We start from the raw sequence: 14,404 nt of genomic DNA, 5'->3' as shown, positions 1-14,404 counted from the left end.
CTCGTCGAGAACGCGGTCGAACACAACGACACCGACGCGCCGTGGGTGTGCGTCTCGGTCGAGCGGACTGCCGTCGACGGCGAGCGGTACGTCGATCTCACGGTGGCGGACGACGGGCCGCCGATACCCGAAGCCGACCGGGAGGTGCTGGTCGGACGGGACCCGAGTCTCGACGACGCGAGCGGCCTCGGCCTGTGGCTGGTGAACTGGATCGTCACCGACTCCGGCGGGGAGGTCACGTACGAACCGAACGACCCGCGCGGGAACGTCGTCACCGTCCGGCTCGACACGCCGGACGGCGAGCAGTACGGGTCGACCGGGTCGGCCGAGACCCGCGCGTCTGACTGGGACGCCTCGGCCACGCGGCCGTCGACCGACGCGAACGGGTCACACCCGCACGGTTCCGATCCGCTGTAGCCTGCGGTCCGCGCTCGCGCTCGGCCCCGTCCACGCGATCCGCGTCCGGCCGCTCGTGACCGACCGGGTCGGCTCAGCCGTCCGCCGACGACTCCGACCTCCTGGCGAGCCGTTCGAGCAGTGCTCCCGGGAGTCCGTCGGTGTCGCCCGCCTGGATGCCCCAGAGTGTCGCGTACAGTCCCGGTCTCGCGAGCAGTTCGTCGTGGGTGCCGTGCTCGGCGACGCCACCCTCGTCGAGGACGAGGACGAGGTCGGCACCCCTGACAGTCGAGAGGCGGTGGGCGATGACGACAGTCGTCCGTCCCTCGGTCAGCGCGTCGAGCGCCCGCTGGATGTACAGTTCCGTCTCGGTATCGACGCTCGACGTGGCCTCGTCGAGGACGAGGATGGCAGGGTCCTGTAGCATCGCGCGAGCGATGGAGAGCCGCTGGCGCTGGCCGCCCGAGAGCTTCACGCCGCGCTCGCCGATACGGGTGTCGTAACCGTCCGGGAGGCGGGAGACGAACTCGTGGGCCTCGGCGGCCCGGGCGGCGGCGACCATCTCCTCGTGGGACGCGTCGAACGCGCCGTACTGGAGGTTCTCTCTCACGGTCCCGTCGAAGAGGTAGACGTCCTGGCCGACGTAGCCGACGGCACGGCGGAGGTCGACGAGCGAGAGGTCGCGGACGTCGATTCCGTCCACGCGTATCGAGCCGGCGTCGACGTCGTACAGCCGGAGCAGGAGCTTCGCCAGCGTCGACTTGCCCGCGCCGGTCGGACCGACGAACGCCACTGTCTCGCCGGGCTCGACGGTGAACGAGACGCCCGTCAGGACCGGGCTCTCGGTGCGGTAGCCGAAGGCGACGTCGTCGTACTCGATGCGACCCGCCACCTCGTCCCGGGGGAGCGCGACCGGCGAGTCGGACTCCCCAACGAGCACCGGCCGGTCCGAGAGGTCGAAGATTCGCTCGGCGGAGGCGCGGGCGTTCTCGTACGAGTTGACGATTCGGCCCGCTCCGGCGAGCGGGTCGACGAACCGCTGGGTCATGAAGAGGAACGTGACGAACTCGCCGACGAGGAGCGTGCCCGTGAACGGACCGGGCGGTCCGGTGACCAGCCAGAGCCCGCCGACCACGAACGTGACGGCGAACGCGACGCCGGCCATCAGCTCCATCCCCGGCTGGTAGAGGTACTCGAGCTTGACGACGGCCCACGTTCGAAGATACGAGGCCCACGAGGCATCCTCGACGCGGCCGGTCTCGAACCCCTCCGTCGAGGAGGTCTTGATGACCTCGATACCGGCGAGGTTGTTCTCGATGCGCGTGTTGAGGTCACCGACGCTCTGGCGGAGCGTGCGGTAGAGCGGGCGGACGGTACGCATGAACCACACCGTGAACGTCGCGAGGAGGGGGACGGCGACGAGCGTCACGAGCGCGAGTTGCGCGTTGAGGTAGACGAGAATGCCCGCGATGGCCGTGACCGTGACTAGGAGCTGGACGACGCCGCCGACCGTGCCGTTGAGGAACGACTTGAGGTTTCGGACGTCGTTGTTGAGGATGGACATGACCTGCCCGGTCTGTTTGTCGTCGAAGAAGCTCATGTCGAGCCCCTGCATCGCCTCGTAGGCGTCCACCCGAACCCGATGCTGGACGCGGTTCGAGAAGAGCGAGAAGCCGACGCCCTGTGCCCACGTCAGGAGGACACTCGACACGAGCGCACCGACGACGAGTGCGACCGAGAACCACAGGCCCTCGATGCGAGTCGTCGGGAGCCACGCCGCGGGGACCAGCGGAAGCGTGTACGTGGTGTTCCCGACGAACACGGCGTCGATTGCCACCCCCAGGACGAGCGGTGGCACGAGTGCGACCGTCCGGCCGAACAAACTGGTCACGACCGCGAGCGCGAGGAGGTACCACTCGGGCCGACCGTACTGGGCGAAGAGCCGGGTCATCGGGTTCTGTGTCTTCGTCGTGGGTATCGGAATCACCTTCTCTCGACCCGGACGGAGCGAGATTCACCTCGGGTAAGCGTCGGGTAGATAAGACGTGTGTGGTCTGATTGATCACAGACGAAAGACGAAAGTCCGGTCTCACCGTACGCTCGGCAATGAGCAACGACGCCGCCCCGAAGCCGAGCGAAATCGGCGACGAGGCGAACGCCCCACCCATCGAGGAGAAGCCGTACAAAATCATCTTCGAGGCCAACAAGTGCATCGGTGCGGGCCGGTGTGCCGAAGTCGCCGAGAACTGGACGATGAGCATCGAAACCGGACTCGCGAAGCCCCGGTCGTACTACATCGGCGAGGACGAACTCGACGAGAACGTCGAGGCTGCGGACGTCTGTCCCGCGAAGAAAGGTCGCGGCGTCATCCACGTCATCGACCGCCGGACGGACGAGGAAATCGCGCCCGACCCCGACGGGGACGGGACGCTCTCGGTCGACTGGTGAGGACGGACCGAAACCCACTTGCGACGAAGGGGAAAACCAGTGGGTGCGCGAGGGTGGCTGAGCCAGGCCAAAAGCGGCGGACTTAAGATCCGCTCCCGTAGGGGTTCGAGGGTTCAAATCCCTTCCCTCGCATCGCTTCTGCGAACGATTGTGAGCAGAGCGATACGTCCGGACGGGTCCGAATCAGGGAGTGACGCGAACGAACCGAGCGGAACGACCGTGGTTCGAATCCTTCCCTCGCACGGCACGTGACACCACGGCGGACGCGTCCCCTCCAGCGAGAACTTCCGATTCCACGGGAGTCACCGTCCGTTGTGACGACCTGACTACCGTAGCCGTCCAGAACGCCAGTTGCGTCTATTTTTACTGATTTCCGTAGAATATTGGTCATTCGTCTACTAGAATCGGGATATCGAAGACAAGTTCGTAACTCTTAACCGTGCGGCTGGCCCGTGTTCATTCGCAATGGCAAACGGTAAGGTTGATTTCTTCAACGACACTGGCGGTTACGGATTCATCTCGACTGAGGACGCGGACGATGACGTTTTCTTCCACATGGAGGACGTTGGCGGTCCGGATCTCGAAGAGGGACAGGACGTCGACTTCGACATCGAACAGGCCCCCAAGGGTCCCCGCGCGACGAACGTCGTCCGCAACTAACTCCGAGTTTCGGCGGTCTCCGCCGACGACGAGCTATCGACACCACTTTTTCGGACTGCTACGCCCCGTAGCCGGTGCCGTGAGCAGCACGCCGCCCACACGAGGCAACGGTTATCTCTCTCGGACGACATTTGTGTGTGACCACACCGCACGGTCGTCCCACGAACCATGCCCCACGTGACCGACACCCCACCGCCGGAGATACAGGAGGACCTCGCTGGTCTCGAACGCGCACTCGACGAGGCGCTCCCGCCGCGAACCATCGACCGGACGCTCCTCGTCGGGACGTGGAACATCCGCGCGTTCGGCGGTCTGACCGAGAAGTGGGTCGCCGACGCGGACGACAGCCCGAAGCGTGACCTGCAGTCGATCCACGTCATCGCGTCGATTCTCCGCCGGTTCGACGTCGTCGCCGTCCAGGAGGTGAGAGGGAACCTGAAGGCGCTCCGGCACACGCTGAAACTCCTCGGGTCGAACTGGGGACTCCTCCTGACTGACGTCACTCGCGGGTCGACGGGGAACGACGAGCGACTGGGCTTCCTCTACGACCGACGCACGGTCCAGCCGAGCGGTCTCGCCGGCGAACTCGTCGTTCCGCAGGAGCAACTCGACCGTCGCGACATCACCGAGGGGGCGTTGCGCGAGCAGTTCGCGCGGACGCCGTACGCGGTCAGCTTCCGCGCGGGGAGTCAGACGTTCATCCTGGTGACGCTGCACGTCCTCTACGGTGACTCCGCCGACGCCCGCACGCCCGAACTCCGCGCCATCGCCGAGTGGCTCGACGAGTGGGCGCGTGACGTCGACGCCTGGGGCCACAACCTCGTCGCGCTGGGCGACTTCAACATCGACCGCCACGGCGACGAGCGGTACGAGGCGTTCACCTCGACGGGGCTGACGGTCCCCGCGGAACTCCACCGCGTCCCCCGGACCATCTTCGGCGACGACTCCGCGGGGAAGTTCTACGACCAGATCGCGTGGTTCACCGCCGACGACGGCGACGGAGACAGGGGCCGCCCGGCGCTCTCGCTCGACTACCGAACGAGCGGGTCGTTCGACTTCCGCGAGGTGGCCCTGCCGCGCCGTGGGCTCAGCACCCAGTCGCTCTCGTGGCGCATCTCCGACCACTACCCGCTGTGGGTGGCGTTCGGACAGTAGACGCGCCGGGCACGGTCGTGTGCGACCTCGGTCGGTCGGCTCCACCGCGGCCCTGTCGAGGTCCCAGTCACGCGCGTCGTCGTCGGCACGCACAGCGACCGCTCGAGGGACGACTTGCAATCCGAACGACAAGATACTTCCCGGGGGCGGTAATGAGATGTAATTATGCGTGACGAGTCCCCCGAGCCGTCGACGTCGTCGTTCGCGTGGACCGACCTCGTCCTGGCGGCGATGGGTGTCGTCCTCGTCGGAGCCTTCCTCGTCGGACTGTTCTCGTCGATTCCCCTCCGCATTGCCAGCAGCGTCGGGTCGGTCGTCGCGACGGCGACGTGGGTGGGGTCGGTCGCCGCGAACCCCAGCGCGCGCGACCGCTAGCGCGCTCGACTGCACGCGAGGTCACTCGCGACTGGACGGAGCAGCCGCTCCGAACATGAGTCGTCGGTCCCCGTCTCCCGAAGACAGCGCGGCCGCTCGTCGGTTTCTGTCTCGAAGAGAGTGGTCGCGGTCGCCAAACCGGCGACCGCGAACCGCCCTGAATTGGTCCCCGCTGACGCTTCGGCCCTCCAAAGCGAAGCGTCACTTACCCCAAGTCCCCACGACAACTTAAGCGTGCCGCCGGCGGAACGTCTCTCGGGCTCTCGGCGCCGCTATCTGTCTCTCGCGGGACGACACGATTCCGGCGCGTGCCGGGACAACGGGCTTTTCTCGGACCGGTTCCTCCGCCAGCATATGAGCGAGGTTCCGGGCCGTGTCCGGCGCGCGTTCGCCGACCACAGCGGGTTCGAGGAGACGGGAATCGACGAGTACGTCTCGACGGCCACACCGTTCGACGCCGTCGTCGCCGTCGACGCGGCCGAGGACGGCCGCGTGCGGTTCACCGTCGAGATTCGCGTCCCAACGCTCTCGGCAGTCGTCGACGGCGACGTGGCGAGCGTCGTCGAGGAGGGGTGGACGGAGACGTTCGAACTCCGCGTCGAGGACGTCGGCGGTGTGACGAAGGTCGACCGCGGCCTCGACCCGACGATTCGTCACCTCGACGACGAACTCGTCGTGACCGTCGAGTACACCGACATCAACGAACGACGGGGGGTCGACGACGCGGCCGCGCTCGTGACGTTCGTCGAGGGGACCTACGTGCAGGGCGTCATCCCGGGGTACGACTACACCGACCCGGTGGCGTCGCTCGTGTCGAGTGCGAAGGACGCGGGCGGGTTCTGACTGCTCGCGCGCGTCGTCGGGGCGTCAGCGGGCCCGCCCGCGACGACGTGGGCGGGTCAGTCCATCGCGATGTACGTCTGAGTGTCTTCGATGCCGTCGATGGCCTGGATGGCCGAGGCGATGTCCTTGACATCGACCGGTGTCTCGACCCTGGCCTTCACGATGAAGTCGACGTCGCCGGCGACGATGCTGACGTCGACGACACCGTCGCCGAGGCCGAGGATGTCTCCCTTGAGTCGGTCGGCCTCGCCGGTGTTGGCTTTGACCATGACGTAGGCGGTCACCACCGTCACGCACCCCCCGGGACGGCGGCGACTTCGTCACCGACGAGCAGTTGTCGCACCTCGCCGAGGACCGAGAAGTCCGCGAGCACGGCGACCCGGTCGCCGAGTTCGAGCGAGTCGTCGGGGAGCGGGACGCCCATCGGTTCGTCCCGTTTGCCGAACGCGAGGATGTGTGCCTTCTCCGGGAGGGCCACCTCGCTGAGCGTGTAGCCACGCATCGGCGACTCCTCCGAGACGGTGAGGAGGACGACCTGGAGGTTCTGGGCGATGTCGGCGATGGCTCGGATGGAGCCACCGAGGAGCGCGTTCTTGGCGACGATGGCGCCGAGGCGCTCGGGGTAGACGATTTCGTCGACCTCCTCGGCGTACTTCTGGTAGATCTCCTCGCGGTACTCCTCGTCGATACGCATCACGGTACGACAGCCGTAATGCTTCCCGATCATGCACGCCGCGAAGTTGACGTTGAGATTGCTCGTGAGCGCCCCGAGCGCGTCGGCCTCCTCGACGCCCGCCTCGAGGAGGACGTCCTCGTGGGAGCCGTCGCCCGCGACCACCTCGAATCCGGCGGTTCGACACCGTTCCTGGCGGTCTTCGTCGAGTTCGACGATGGTCACGTCGTGACCCTCCTCGGTGAGGACGCGTGCAGTCCGAGAGCCGACACGCCCACCACCTATGATAACGAATCGCATGAGAGTCGATACATCGTACGACGGCAATAAGGTTGTCCCCACACCCTCGCCGTGCCGTCTCGTACTCCGTCTGCTCCCCGGAGCAGGCGAACACTTTTTGCCCTGCTGTGGAGTATCACACCGCATGGTTCACGCGTTCATCATGGTCAAGACCGGCGCCGGGGAGTCAGAGCAGCTGCTGGGCCCCGTTCGCGACCTGGAGACGGTCGCGGAGGCACACATCGTCGCGGGGACGTACGACATCATCGCCGAGGTGGACGCCGACGAGGTGTACGAGGTGCTGAAGACGGCGTCGAGCGGCATCCAGGGGCTGCAGGGCGTCACCGACACCAAGACGTACATCGCGATGGACGACTGACGCCGTCGTCCGACGGGCGACGACGGGCTCGGCGCCGGTCGGTCTCAGTCCCCGTGACCGTCTTCGAGCGGACGACGTTCCCCGTACCGACGGCAGTCGGCGCGCTGGTCGTCGAGGTGCGGGGACGCTCCCGCGTAGACGAAGTCGAACAGGTCGTCCCCGCCCGGTGGTGCGACGTCCTCCGCGACGGCGACGGCCTCTGCGAGTTCCTCGTCGGCGCGCTCGCGGGTCTCCGCGACGAACGCGTCGTCGACGACGCCCTCGGCACGGAGGTACTCCTCGAACCGGTCGAGCGGGTCGCGCGTCCGCCACTCGGGCAGGTCCGGGTCGGCCGGGCGGTAGCGGTCGGGGTCGTCGGCGGTCGTGTGTGCTCCCTGTCGGTAGGTGAGCGCCTCGACGAGGACGGGCGCCCCGTCGCGGGCGGACGCGAGCGCCTCCGAGACGACCTCACGGACCGCGAGCGGGTCGTTGCCGTCGACCTGGACGCCCTCGAACCCGTACGCGTCCGCCTTCCCCGCGATGCTCTCCGACGCGGTCTGTCGGTCGCGGGGGTGTGAGATGGCCCACCCGTTGTTCTCGCAGAAGAACACCGTCGGCGTCTCGAAGACGCCGGCGAAGTTCATCGCCTCGTGGGTGTCGCCCTGACTCGTCGCCCCGTCGCCGAAGCAGACCAGCGCGGCCTCCCCGTTCCCCCGGTAGTTCCGCCCCATCCCCAGGCCGACGGCGTGTGGCAGTTGGCTGGCAATGGGCACCGCCTGTGGGAGAATCGGGAGGTCGTGGTCCGAGTGGTACTCGGGGTGGCCCCGTCGGAACAGGAGGACGTCGCTCATCGGGACGCCGCGAGCGATCTGGAGCGCGTTCGAGCGGTAGGTGGGGAGGAGCCAGTCCTCGTCGCGCATGGCGTGGGCGGCGCCAACCTGTGCGGCCTCCTGTCCGCGGAAGGGCGGGTAGCCGCTCATCCACCCCCGCCGCTGGAGGGCGAGCGCCCGGTCGTCGAACCGCCGGGTCCGGACCATATCGCGGTAGGCCGCCCGGGCGTCCTCGGGGCCGAGCCACGAGTCGTCGAGCGACCGGTCGGCGATGAGTCGGTGCATGGCCGGCGTTCCTCCGCCGAGGCCATAAATCCACACCCGACGCCTCCCCCGGTGGCGGAGTAGGAACCGCCTACCCCCTTCGACTCGGCCTAACGCCGCAGGTGGCTCCGGGTAACTAAGCCGGCGCTGCGCTATCGTCCCCCGAGAATGTCTCCCGCCCAAGAGTATCCCGCCCTGTCCATCCTGCCACCCGTCGAACTGCCCATCCTGCCACCCGTCGAATCGCCTCCGGCCCGCGGTCACGACACGGCTCACGGAGGGGTGCTGTGAGCGGCCGTCGGGCAGTCGTCGCCGCTGTCGTCGTCGCCGTCGTCGTGGCGGCGGCCTCGGCCGGGGCGGTGGCGCTCACCGGTGCGACGGCCGACCTCAACCTCGCGAGCGTCGCGAACGACGGCCCGCGCACCGCCGTGACCGACCACGACGGCGACGGCATCCCCTCGGCCCTGGAGACGTACCACGCCGAACGGACGCTCGCCGACCCCGACGGCGACGGCGTCGAGCACTTCCTCGACACGGACAGCGACGGCGACGGCCTCACCGACGCCGTCGAGGGGAGCGACGACACGGACGGCGACGAACTGCCGGACTTCCTCGACCCCGACAGCGACGGTGACGGCCTCACCGACGCCGGCGAACGGGCACTCGGCACCGACCCGTTCGACCCCGACACCGACGGCGACGGGTCGAACGACCGCACGGAGCAGGGACGGACCGACCCGCTCGACGCGTCCGACGGCGGGTACTTCCAGACCGACACGGACGGCGACGGACTGGAGGACGACAGCGAGGTGTCCTCGTCGCCCCCGCTCGCCCCGGCGAACCCCGACACGGACGGCGACGGCCTCGTCGACGGGGCGGAGGTGTTCGGCCTCGACGCGAGCGACCCCCTGGCGTTCGACACGGACGGCGACGGCGTCTCGGACGGCGTCGAAGTCGGTGCCGGCACGGACCCGAGTGACCCGCGCGACGTGCCCGTGGTGAGCGACAGCGACGGCGACGGCCTCGACGACGCCTACGAGATACTGCTCGGGACGGCCACCGACCGGGCCGACACCGACGGCGACGGCCTCGCGGACGCGGACGAACTCCTCGGCGGACTGGACCCGCGTGACGCCGCGAACGACTCCCTGCGGACCGACTGGGACGGCGACGGTCGGTCGACCGCCGACGAGGTGGCCGTGGGAACGAACCCGTTCGACGCGGCCTCGAACTGAGCGAGTCCGCACGCTGCGTTCGGTGCCGGCCCGCCCCCCGCTTCGTCTCCACGTGGCTGACTCGCGTTCCCCCTACTCCACCAGTGGGGCCGCCCTCGACCCGCGAATCCGACAGGTCAAAGGTCGCTGCCCCCCTACCAGTGGTATGGTCTCGGTCGTGACCCTCGTACTCCTGGGTGCCGTCCTCGTCGTCAACACCCTCATCGCCGCGGTGATGACGCGCTTCTTCCGCATCCGCCTGAAGACGCGGGCCGGGTCGGTCGTCTACGCGCTGCTTCTCATCCCGGTGGCGCTGTTCGTCACCACGATGCTGTTCGGTGCGGTCATCCCGGGGAACCTCGGCGTGAGCGTCCTCCTGGGCCTGTGGATCGGGATGCCGCTCGTCCTCGGGTTCACCATCGACGTGCTGTACGTCCCACCGCCCGAGGAGATCGAACTGCCGAAGACGACCTGACCTGACTACTCGACCGCCGCCTCGACTGCGCTCACGACGTCCGCCGCGACCCGGTCTCGAGAGCGCGTGGCGTCGACGCGGACGAACCGCTCTCCGTCCTCCTCGACGAGCCGTTCGTAGTTCTCCCGCACCCGTCGGAGGTAGTCGACCCGTTCGAGTTTGTTCGTCGCACCCGCCCGTTCGGCGGCCGTCTCGGGGTCGACGTCGAGGTAGACGGTGCGGTCGGGTCGTCTGGTGAAGGGGGCGTGTATCTCGCGGACGTAGTCGAGCGGGTCGTCGACTGCGAGGTTGTCGTACGCCGCGAGCGTGGCGGCCTGGTAGGCGTACCGCGAGTCGGCGAAGCGGTCCGAGACGACGAGACGGCCGGCGTCGAGCGCGGGGCGAACGACCCGTACGAGGTGGTCGGCGTGGTCGGCCGTGAAGAGGAAGAGTTCGGCGAGCGGGTCGGCGTCGTCGTCCCCGATGGACCGCAGGACGCTCTCGCCGTACCACGAGTCGGTCGGCTCGCGGGTGAACATCGCCGCGGGGAACTCGTCGCGGAGCCGCTCCAGCGCCGTCGTCTTGCCGCTCCCGTCGAGGCCCTCCAGCGTGACGAGCATGGCCTGAGGCGCGCCGGGGGGACGAATAACCCTGTCGGTGCGTCTCGAAATCACCCGTGTCCGACGGGCACCGTCGGCGCCTCGCGGGCCCCAAAACCGGGACACGGAGGTGGGCTGGTCGCGACACCTTTACGTCGGTACCGGCGCAGGAGAGTGTATGAAAGTACTCGTCGTCGGCGGAAGCGGGTTCATCGGCAGCTACCTGTGTCGAGAACTCAAGCAGCGAGGACACAGCGTCACGGCGCTCTCGCGGAGTCCGGGCAACGACGACCTCCCGAAGGGCGTCTCGAAGGCGATGGGGAACGTCACCGCGTACGACTCCATCCAGGAGGCGTTCGAGGGGATAGACGTCGCGGTCAACCTCGTCGCCCTCTCGCCGCTGTTCAAGCCGAGCGGTGGCGACGAGATGCACGACAGGGTCCACCGACAGGGGACGGAGAACGTCGTCCGCGCCTGCGAGGAACACGGTGTCTCGCGCCTCGTCCAGATGAGCGCCCTCGGGGCCGACCCGAACGGCCAGACGGCGTACATCCGTGCCAAGGGGAAGGCCGAGGAGGCCGTGAAGAACTCCTCGCTCGACTGGGTCGTCTTCCGTCCCTCCGTCGTGTTCGGCGACGGCGGCGAGTTCGTCTCGTTCACGAAGAAACTCGCCCCGCCGTACCTGACACCGCTCCCCGGCGGCGGCAAGACGCGCTTCCAGCCCATCTGGGTCCAGGACCTGGTCCCGATGCTCGCCGACGCCTGCGAGGACGACGAACACGTCGGACAGGTGTACGAGGTCGGTGGGCCGGACAAACTGACCCTCGCCGAGGTGGCGAAACTCGCCCACGGCGCGGCCGGGCGCTCCGTCACCGTCGTCCCCATCCCGATGGGGGTGGCGGGCGTCGGACTCAGCGTCCTCGGGAAACTCCCGGGCGCGCCGATGGGTGCCGACCAGTACCGCTCGCTGAAGTTCGACAACACGACCGCCGACAACGACGTCGGCGCGTTCGGCGTGAGCGAGGCCGACCTCACCAGTCTCGAGGCGTATCTGGCTCGTTGACGCCGCCCGCCCTCCGTCGCTGCTCGACCGGCGGGTCGTGTGGTTCGTAATCGACTCTCCGCGTGCGTGCGCTAGTTATCTCCGCTGAGAACACCAGCCGTCAGACGAGCGGCATACACTGGGCTGACACTCTCGTATCCAGCGCAGTCTTTCGGTTCCGCTCGGAATTATCAAATTTCAGACGGTCACAAGGCTTATACGCTAATTCGTGCTGGATTCTACCTAATGACGAGGGAACAGTACAGATGAAGCTCGCGATGATCGGATTCGGCCAGGCGGGTGGCAAAGTCGTCGACAAGTTCCTCGAGTACGACCGGAACAACGACTCGAACATCGTCCGCGCCGCGGTGGCGGTGAACACGGCGAAGGCAGACCTGCTCGGACTCGAGAACATCCCGCAGGACCAGCGCGTCCTCATCGGGCAGTCGCGCGTGAAGGGTCACGGGGTCGGCGCGGACAACGAACTCGGTGCCGAAATCACCGAGGAGGACATCGACGAGGTCCAGGGAGCCATCGACTCGATTCCGGTCCACGAGGTCGACGCGTTCCTCGTCGTCGCCGGCCTCGGCGGCGGGACCGGGTCCGGCGGTGCGCCGGTGCTCGCGAAACACCTCAAGCGCATCTACACCGAACCGGTGTACGGACTGGGTATCCTCCCCGGGAGCGACGAGGGGGGCATCTACACCCTCAACGCCGCGCGGTCGTTCCAGACCTTCGTCCGAGAAGTGGACAACCTCCTCGTCTTCGACAACGACGCCTGGCGCAAGACCGGCGAGTCGGTCCAGGGCGGCTACGACCAGATCAACAAGGAGATCGTCACGCGCTTCGGCGTGCTGTTCGGCGCGGGCGAAGTCGAGGCGGGCCAGGAAGTTGCCGAGAGCGTCGTCGACTCCTCGGAGATCATCAACACGCTCGCCGGCGGCGGCGTCTCCACCGTCGGCTACGCCTCCGAGGAAGTCGAGCCGAAGGGGAAGTCGGGCGGTCTCCTCTCGCGGCTCACCGGCGGCGGCAACGACGGCGACGACGGCCTCGACAGCGCCCACACCACCAACCGCATCACCTCCCTCGTCCGGAAGGCGGCGCTCGGCCGACTCACCCTCCCCTGTGAGGTCGAAGGCACCGAGCGGGCGCTCCTGGTGCTCGCGGGACCGCCGGAGCACCTCAACCGGAAGGGAATCGAGCGCGGGCGGAAGTGGATTGAGGAGCAGACCGGGTCGATGGAGGTCCGCGGCGGCGACTACCCCATCAGCAACTCGCGGCAGGTGGCGGCCGTCATCCTCCTCTCGGGGGTGACGAACGTCCCCCGCATCAAAGAGCTGCAGCAGGTCGCCATCGAGGCACAAGACAATCTTGCCGAAATCCGAGAGGAGAGTGACGCGAAGCTCGAAGGTCTGGTGAACGATGACGAAGACGAACTGGAGTCGCTTTTCTAGCCTCCTCCTCGTCCTGTTGGTCCTGCTTTCGGCCGTCGCGCCCGTCGCCGCGCTCAGCGTCGGGAACGCGAACGTTCCGGAGGAAGCAGCCGTCGGCTCGCAGGTCGAAGCGACGTTCACACTGACCGAACTGTATCAGAACCCGACGCTGGAGCAGTGGCAGCTGCGCGGCGAGACGGACCTGCGCGAGGTGACGTGGTCGCTCTCCTACGTCGACCAGACCGGCGCGACCGTCGGCCGCGAGGAGTTCGACGGACAGAACTTCACCTCCTCGCAGATTTCCGCTGCGGACGGCACCGCCGAGGTCCGCGTCCGCGTGACCGGGACGGTCCCGCCCGTCGAGTCGTACTCGTACGACCCCGCACAGACGTTCGTGGTCGCGTCGCTGACGCAGGCGCGCGAGGGCGGCAACGCGAACGACATCGACAGCTGGGAGGCACACCACTTCACCTCCGCGAGCGACCGGGCGCGCACGGCGATGGACGACGCAGGGGCCGCCATCGAGTCCGCCCGTGAGAACGGTGCGAGCGTCGGTGAGGCCGAGAACACGTTCGATCAGGCGGTCAACGCATACGAGTCGGAGAACTTCGAGTTGGCGACCGAACTCGCGAGCGAGGCACAGTCGCAGGCCTCGTCCGCCCAGCAGTCGCGACAGACGTTCACCCTCGTCCTGTACGCCGTCGGCGGACTCGTCGTGGTCGCGCTCGCGGTCGGTGGGTTCCTCTACTGGCGCTCCCAGCAGGACACCCACGATCCGCTCGGGTGACCGGGATGCGCGTCGTCGTCCCCTTCGACGCGACGAACCCCAAGACCCGACTCGCCCCCGTTCTGGACGCCGCCGAACGCGACGAGTTCGCCCAGCGGATGCTCCGTGACGTCCTCGACGCCGTCGGCGGCCTGTCGCGGAGGGACGCCGTCGACGACGTCGTCGTCGAGGTGGTCTCGACGGGCCCGCTCGACCTCGCGATCGACCGCGACGGCGACGGCGGCGGGTCGGACCGCCCCCGTCCCGACGACACCCCGGTGACGGTCCGCGTCGACGACCGCTCGCTCGACGCGGCCGTCGACGACGCCGTCGCCGAGACGGTAGGGGCCGGCGACGGTGAGTCGCTCGCCGTGATCATGGCCGACCTGGCGCTGGCCACCCCTGCGGCGCTCTGCCGCCTCGTGCGGACGGACGGGGACGTCGTCCTCGTCCCCGGCCGGGGGGTCGGGACGAACGCCCTCGTCGTCCGGACGCCCGCGTTCCGGGCGGACTTCCACGGCACCTCCTATCTGGACCACCGACGCGCCGCGGCCGACGTCGGCACCGTCCGGTCAGTCGACTCGTTCCGTCTGTCGACCGACGTCGACGAACCCG

Annotated in this window: 18 protein-coding genes and 1 tRNA gene; 14 read left to right on the top strand and 5 right to left on the bottom strand. The window is 68.1% G+C overall.

The features are described 5' to 3' along the window. Nucleotides 1-417 (top strand): ATP-binding protein (locus tag ACESK5_RS16265; RefSeq protein ID WP_372912631.1); only part of this gene is annotated, 417 nt, incomplete at its 5' end. 73 nt (nt 418-490) lie between these two features. Here ACESK5_RS16265 and ACESK5_RS16260 read toward each other — a convergent pair. Then, entirely contained in the window at nt 491-2,347 is a 1,857-nt protein-coding gene (locus ACESK5_RS16260) for an ABC transporter ATP-binding protein (protein ID WP_372912630.1), read from the bottom strand. Between the two features lie 155 nt (nt 2,348-2,502). Between ACESK5_RS16260 and ACESK5_RS16255 the strand changes: the two genes are divergently transcribed. The 6 genes from ACESK5_RS16255 to ACESK5_RS16230 all read left to right on the top strand — a co-directional run bounded on the left by ACESK5_RS16255 (nt 2,503) and on the right by ACESK5_RS16230 (nt 5,877). After that, entirely contained in the window at nt 2,503-2,844 is a 342-nt protein-coding gene (locus ACESK5_RS16255) for a ferredoxin (RefSeq protein WP_372912629.1), read from the top strand. A gap of 47 nt (nt 2,845-2,891) precedes the next feature. After that, nucleotides 2,892-2,976: transfer RNA gene (locus tag ACESK5_RS16250), tRNA-Leu, on the top strand. Nucleotides 2,977-3,309: 333 nt separating this feature from the next. Continuing rightward, nucleotides 3,310-3,504 carry a cold-shock protein gene (locus ACESK5_RS16245; protein ID WP_276276025.1) on the top strand — a complete coding sequence of 65 codons (195 nt, stop codon included), beginning with the start codon at nt 3,310-3,312 and terminating at the stop codon, nt 3,502-3,504. A gap of 168 nt (nt 3,505-3,672) precedes the next feature. After that, nucleotides 3,673-4,659 (top strand): endonuclease/exonuclease/phosphatase family protein, encoded by a 987-nt coding sequence (locus ACESK5_RS16240; RefSeq protein WP_372912628.1) that lies wholly within the window; start codon nt 3,673-3,675, stop codon nt 4,657-4,659. Nucleotides 4,660-4,824: 165 nt separating this feature from the next. Then, entirely contained in the window at nt 4,825-5,034 is a 210-nt protein-coding gene (locus tag ACESK5_RS16235; protein ID WP_372912627.1) for a hypothetical protein, read from the top strand. Between the two features lie 354 nt (nt 5,035-5,388). Beyond that, nucleotides 5,389-5,877 (top strand): DUF5813 family protein, encoded by a 489-nt coding sequence (locus ACESK5_RS16230; protein WP_372912626.1) that lies wholly within the window; start codon nt 5,389-5,391, stop codon nt 5,875-5,877. Nucleotides 5,878-5,933: 56 nt separating this feature from the next. Here ACESK5_RS16230 and ACESK5_RS16225 read toward each other — a convergent pair whose 3' ends face one another. Both ACESK5_RS16225 and ACESK5_RS16220 read right to left on the bottom strand, forming a co-directional pair. Continuing rightward, nucleotides 5,934-6,164, bottom strand: a complete 231-nt coding sequence (locus tag ACESK5_RS16225; RefSeq protein ID WP_372912625.1) for an Lrp/AsnC ligand binding domain-containing protein — start codon at nt 6,162-6,164, stop codon at nt 5,934-5,936. Between the two features lie 2 nt (nt 6,165-6,166). Then, nucleotides 6,167-6,850 (bottom strand): TrkA family potassium uptake protein, encoded by a 684-nt coding sequence (locus ACESK5_RS16220; protein ID WP_372912624.1) that lies wholly within the window; start codon nt 6,848-6,850, stop codon nt 6,167-6,169. 124 nt (nt 6,851-6,974) lie between these two features. Between ACESK5_RS16220 and ACESK5_RS16215 the strand changes: the two genes are divergently transcribed. Continuing rightward, entirely contained in the window at nt 6,975-7,208 is a 234-nt protein-coding gene (locus tag ACESK5_RS16215; protein ID WP_372912623.1) for an Lrp/AsnC ligand binding domain-containing protein, read from the top strand. 44 nt (nt 7,209-7,252) lie between these two features. Here ACESK5_RS16215 and ACESK5_RS16210 read toward each other — a convergent pair whose 3' ends face one another. Then, a complete protein-coding gene (locus ACESK5_RS16210; RefSeq protein WP_372912622.1) occupies nt 7,253-8,302 on the bottom strand; it encodes a thiamine pyrophosphate-dependent dehydrogenase E1 component subunit alpha in 1,050 nt (349 codons plus the stop codon). A 266-nt stretch (nt 8,303-8,568) separates the two neighbouring features. Between ACESK5_RS16210 and ACESK5_RS16205 the strand changes: the two genes are divergently transcribed. Both ACESK5_RS16205 and ACESK5_RS16200 read left to right on the top strand, forming a co-directional pair. Continuing rightward, a complete protein-coding gene (locus ACESK5_RS16205; protein ID WP_372912621.1) occupies nt 8,569-9,516 on the top strand; it encodes a hypothetical protein in 948 nt (315 codons plus the stop codon). A gap of 145 nt (nt 9,517-9,661) precedes the next feature. Then, nucleotides 9,662-9,970, top strand: a complete 309-nt coding sequence (locus ACESK5_RS16200) for a hypothetical protein (RefSeq protein ID WP_372912620.1) — start codon at nt 9,662-9,664, stop codon at nt 9,968-9,970. 5 nt (nt 9,971-9,975) lie between these two features. Here ACESK5_RS16200 and tmk read toward each other — a convergent pair whose 3' ends face one another. Then, nucleotides 9,976-10,569 (bottom strand): dTMP kinase, encoded by a 594-nt coding sequence (gene tmk, locus ACESK5_RS16195; protein WP_372912619.1) that lies wholly within the window; start codon nt 10,567-10,569, stop codon nt 9,976-9,978. Between the two features lie 157 nt (nt 10,570-10,726). Between tmk and ACESK5_RS16190 the strand changes: the two genes are divergently transcribed. The 4 genes from ACESK5_RS16190 to cofC form a co-directional block, all read left to right on the top strand. Then, nucleotides 10,727-11,611, top strand: coding sequence for a complex I NDUFA9 subunit family protein (locus tag ACESK5_RS16190; RefSeq protein ID WP_372912618.1), 885 nt, complete (start codon nt 10,727-10,729; stop codon nt 11,609-11,611). A 245-nt stretch (nt 11,612-11,856) separates the two neighbouring features. Continuing rightward, nucleotides 11,857-13,044 (top strand): tubulin/FtsZ family protein, encoded by a 1,188-nt coding sequence (locus ACESK5_RS16185; RefSeq protein ID WP_372912617.1) that lies wholly within the window; start codon nt 11,857-11,859, stop codon nt 13,042-13,044. After that, complete coding sequence (locus ACESK5_RS16180; protein ID WP_372912616.1) at nt 13,013-13,810, top strand: hypothetical protein; 798 nt, start codon at nt 13,013-13,015, stop codon at nt 13,808-13,810. The genes ACESK5_RS16185 and ACESK5_RS16180 overlap by 32 nt, the downstream gene beginning before the upstream one ends. A gap of 5 nt (nt 13,811-13,815) precedes the next feature. Continuing rightward, nucleotides 13,816-14,404 (top strand): 2-phospho-L-lactate guanylyltransferase (gene cofC / locus ACESK5_RS16175; RefSeq protein WP_372912615.1); only part of this gene is annotated, 589 nt, incomplete at its 3' end.

The organism is Salinigranum sp., assembly GCF_041641895.1.
In the GTDB taxonomy this organism is placed as follows: Archaea; Halobacteriota; Halobacteria; order Halobacteriales; family Haloferacaceae; genus Salinigranum.
Note: the sequence above shows the minus strand (reverse complement) of the source record. Positions and strands in the feature narration are given on the sequence as shown.

What these genes read in the sequence shown, in the direction of transcription:
- ACESK5_RS16260 (WP_372912630.1), bottom strand. Translation starts at nt 2,347, where the DNA reads ATGACCCGGCTCTTCGCCCAGTACGGTCGGCCCGAGTGGTACCTCCTC.
- ACESK5_RS16255 (WP_372912629.1), top strand. Translation starts at nt 2,503, where the DNA reads ATGAGCAACGACGCCGCCCCGAAGCCGAGCGAAATCGGCGACGAGGCG.
- ACESK5_RS16245 (WP_276276025.1), top strand. Translation starts at nt 3,310, where the DNA reads ATGGCAAACGGTAAGGTTGATTTCTTCAACGACACTGGCGGTTACGGA.
- ACESK5_RS16240 (WP_372912628.1), top strand. Translation starts at nt 3,673, where the DNA reads ATGCCCCACGTGACCGACACCCCACCGCCGGAGATACAGGAGGACCTC.
- ACESK5_RS16235 (WP_372912627.1), top strand. Translation starts at nt 4,825, where the DNA reads ATGCGTGACGAGTCCCCCGAGCCGTCGACGTCGTCGTTCGCGTGGACC.
- ACESK5_RS16230 (WP_372912626.1), top strand. Translation starts at nt 5,389, where the DNA reads ATGAGCGAGGTTCCGGGCCGTGTCCGGCGCGCGTTCGCCGACCACAGC.
- ACESK5_RS16220 (WP_372912624.1), bottom strand. Translation starts at nt 6,850, where the DNA reads ATGCGATTCGTTATCATAGGTGGTGGGCGTGTCGGCTCTCGGACTGCA.
- ACESK5_RS16215 (WP_372912623.1), top strand. Translation starts at nt 6,975, where the DNA reads ATGGTTCACGCGTTCATCATGGTCAAGACCGGCGCCGGGGAGTCAGAG.
- ACESK5_RS16210 (WP_372912622.1), bottom strand. Translation starts at nt 8,302, where the DNA reads ATGCACCGACTCATCGCCGACCGGTCGCTCGACGACTCGTGGCTCGGC.
- ACESK5_RS16200 (WP_372912620.1), top strand. Translation starts at nt 9,662, where the DNA reads ATGGTCTCGGTCGTGACCCTCGTACTCCTGGGTGCCGTCCTCGTCGTC.
- tmk (WP_372912619.1), bottom strand. Translation starts at nt 10,569, where the DNA reads ATGCTCGTCACGCTGGAGGGCCTCGACGGGAGCGGCAAGACGACGGCG.
- ACESK5_RS16190 (WP_372912618.1), top strand. Translation starts at nt 10,727, where the DNA reads ATGAAAGTACTCGTCGTCGGCGGAAGCGGGTTCATCGGCAGCTACCTG.
- ACESK5_RS16185 (WP_372912617.1), top strand. Translation starts at nt 11,857, where the DNA reads ATGAAGCTCGCGATGATCGGATTCGGCCAGGCGGGTGGCAAAGTCGTC.
- ACESK5_RS16180 (WP_372912616.1), top strand. Translation starts at nt 13,013, where the DNA reads ATGACGAAGACGAACTGGAGTCGCTTTTCTAGCCTCCTCCTCGTCCTG.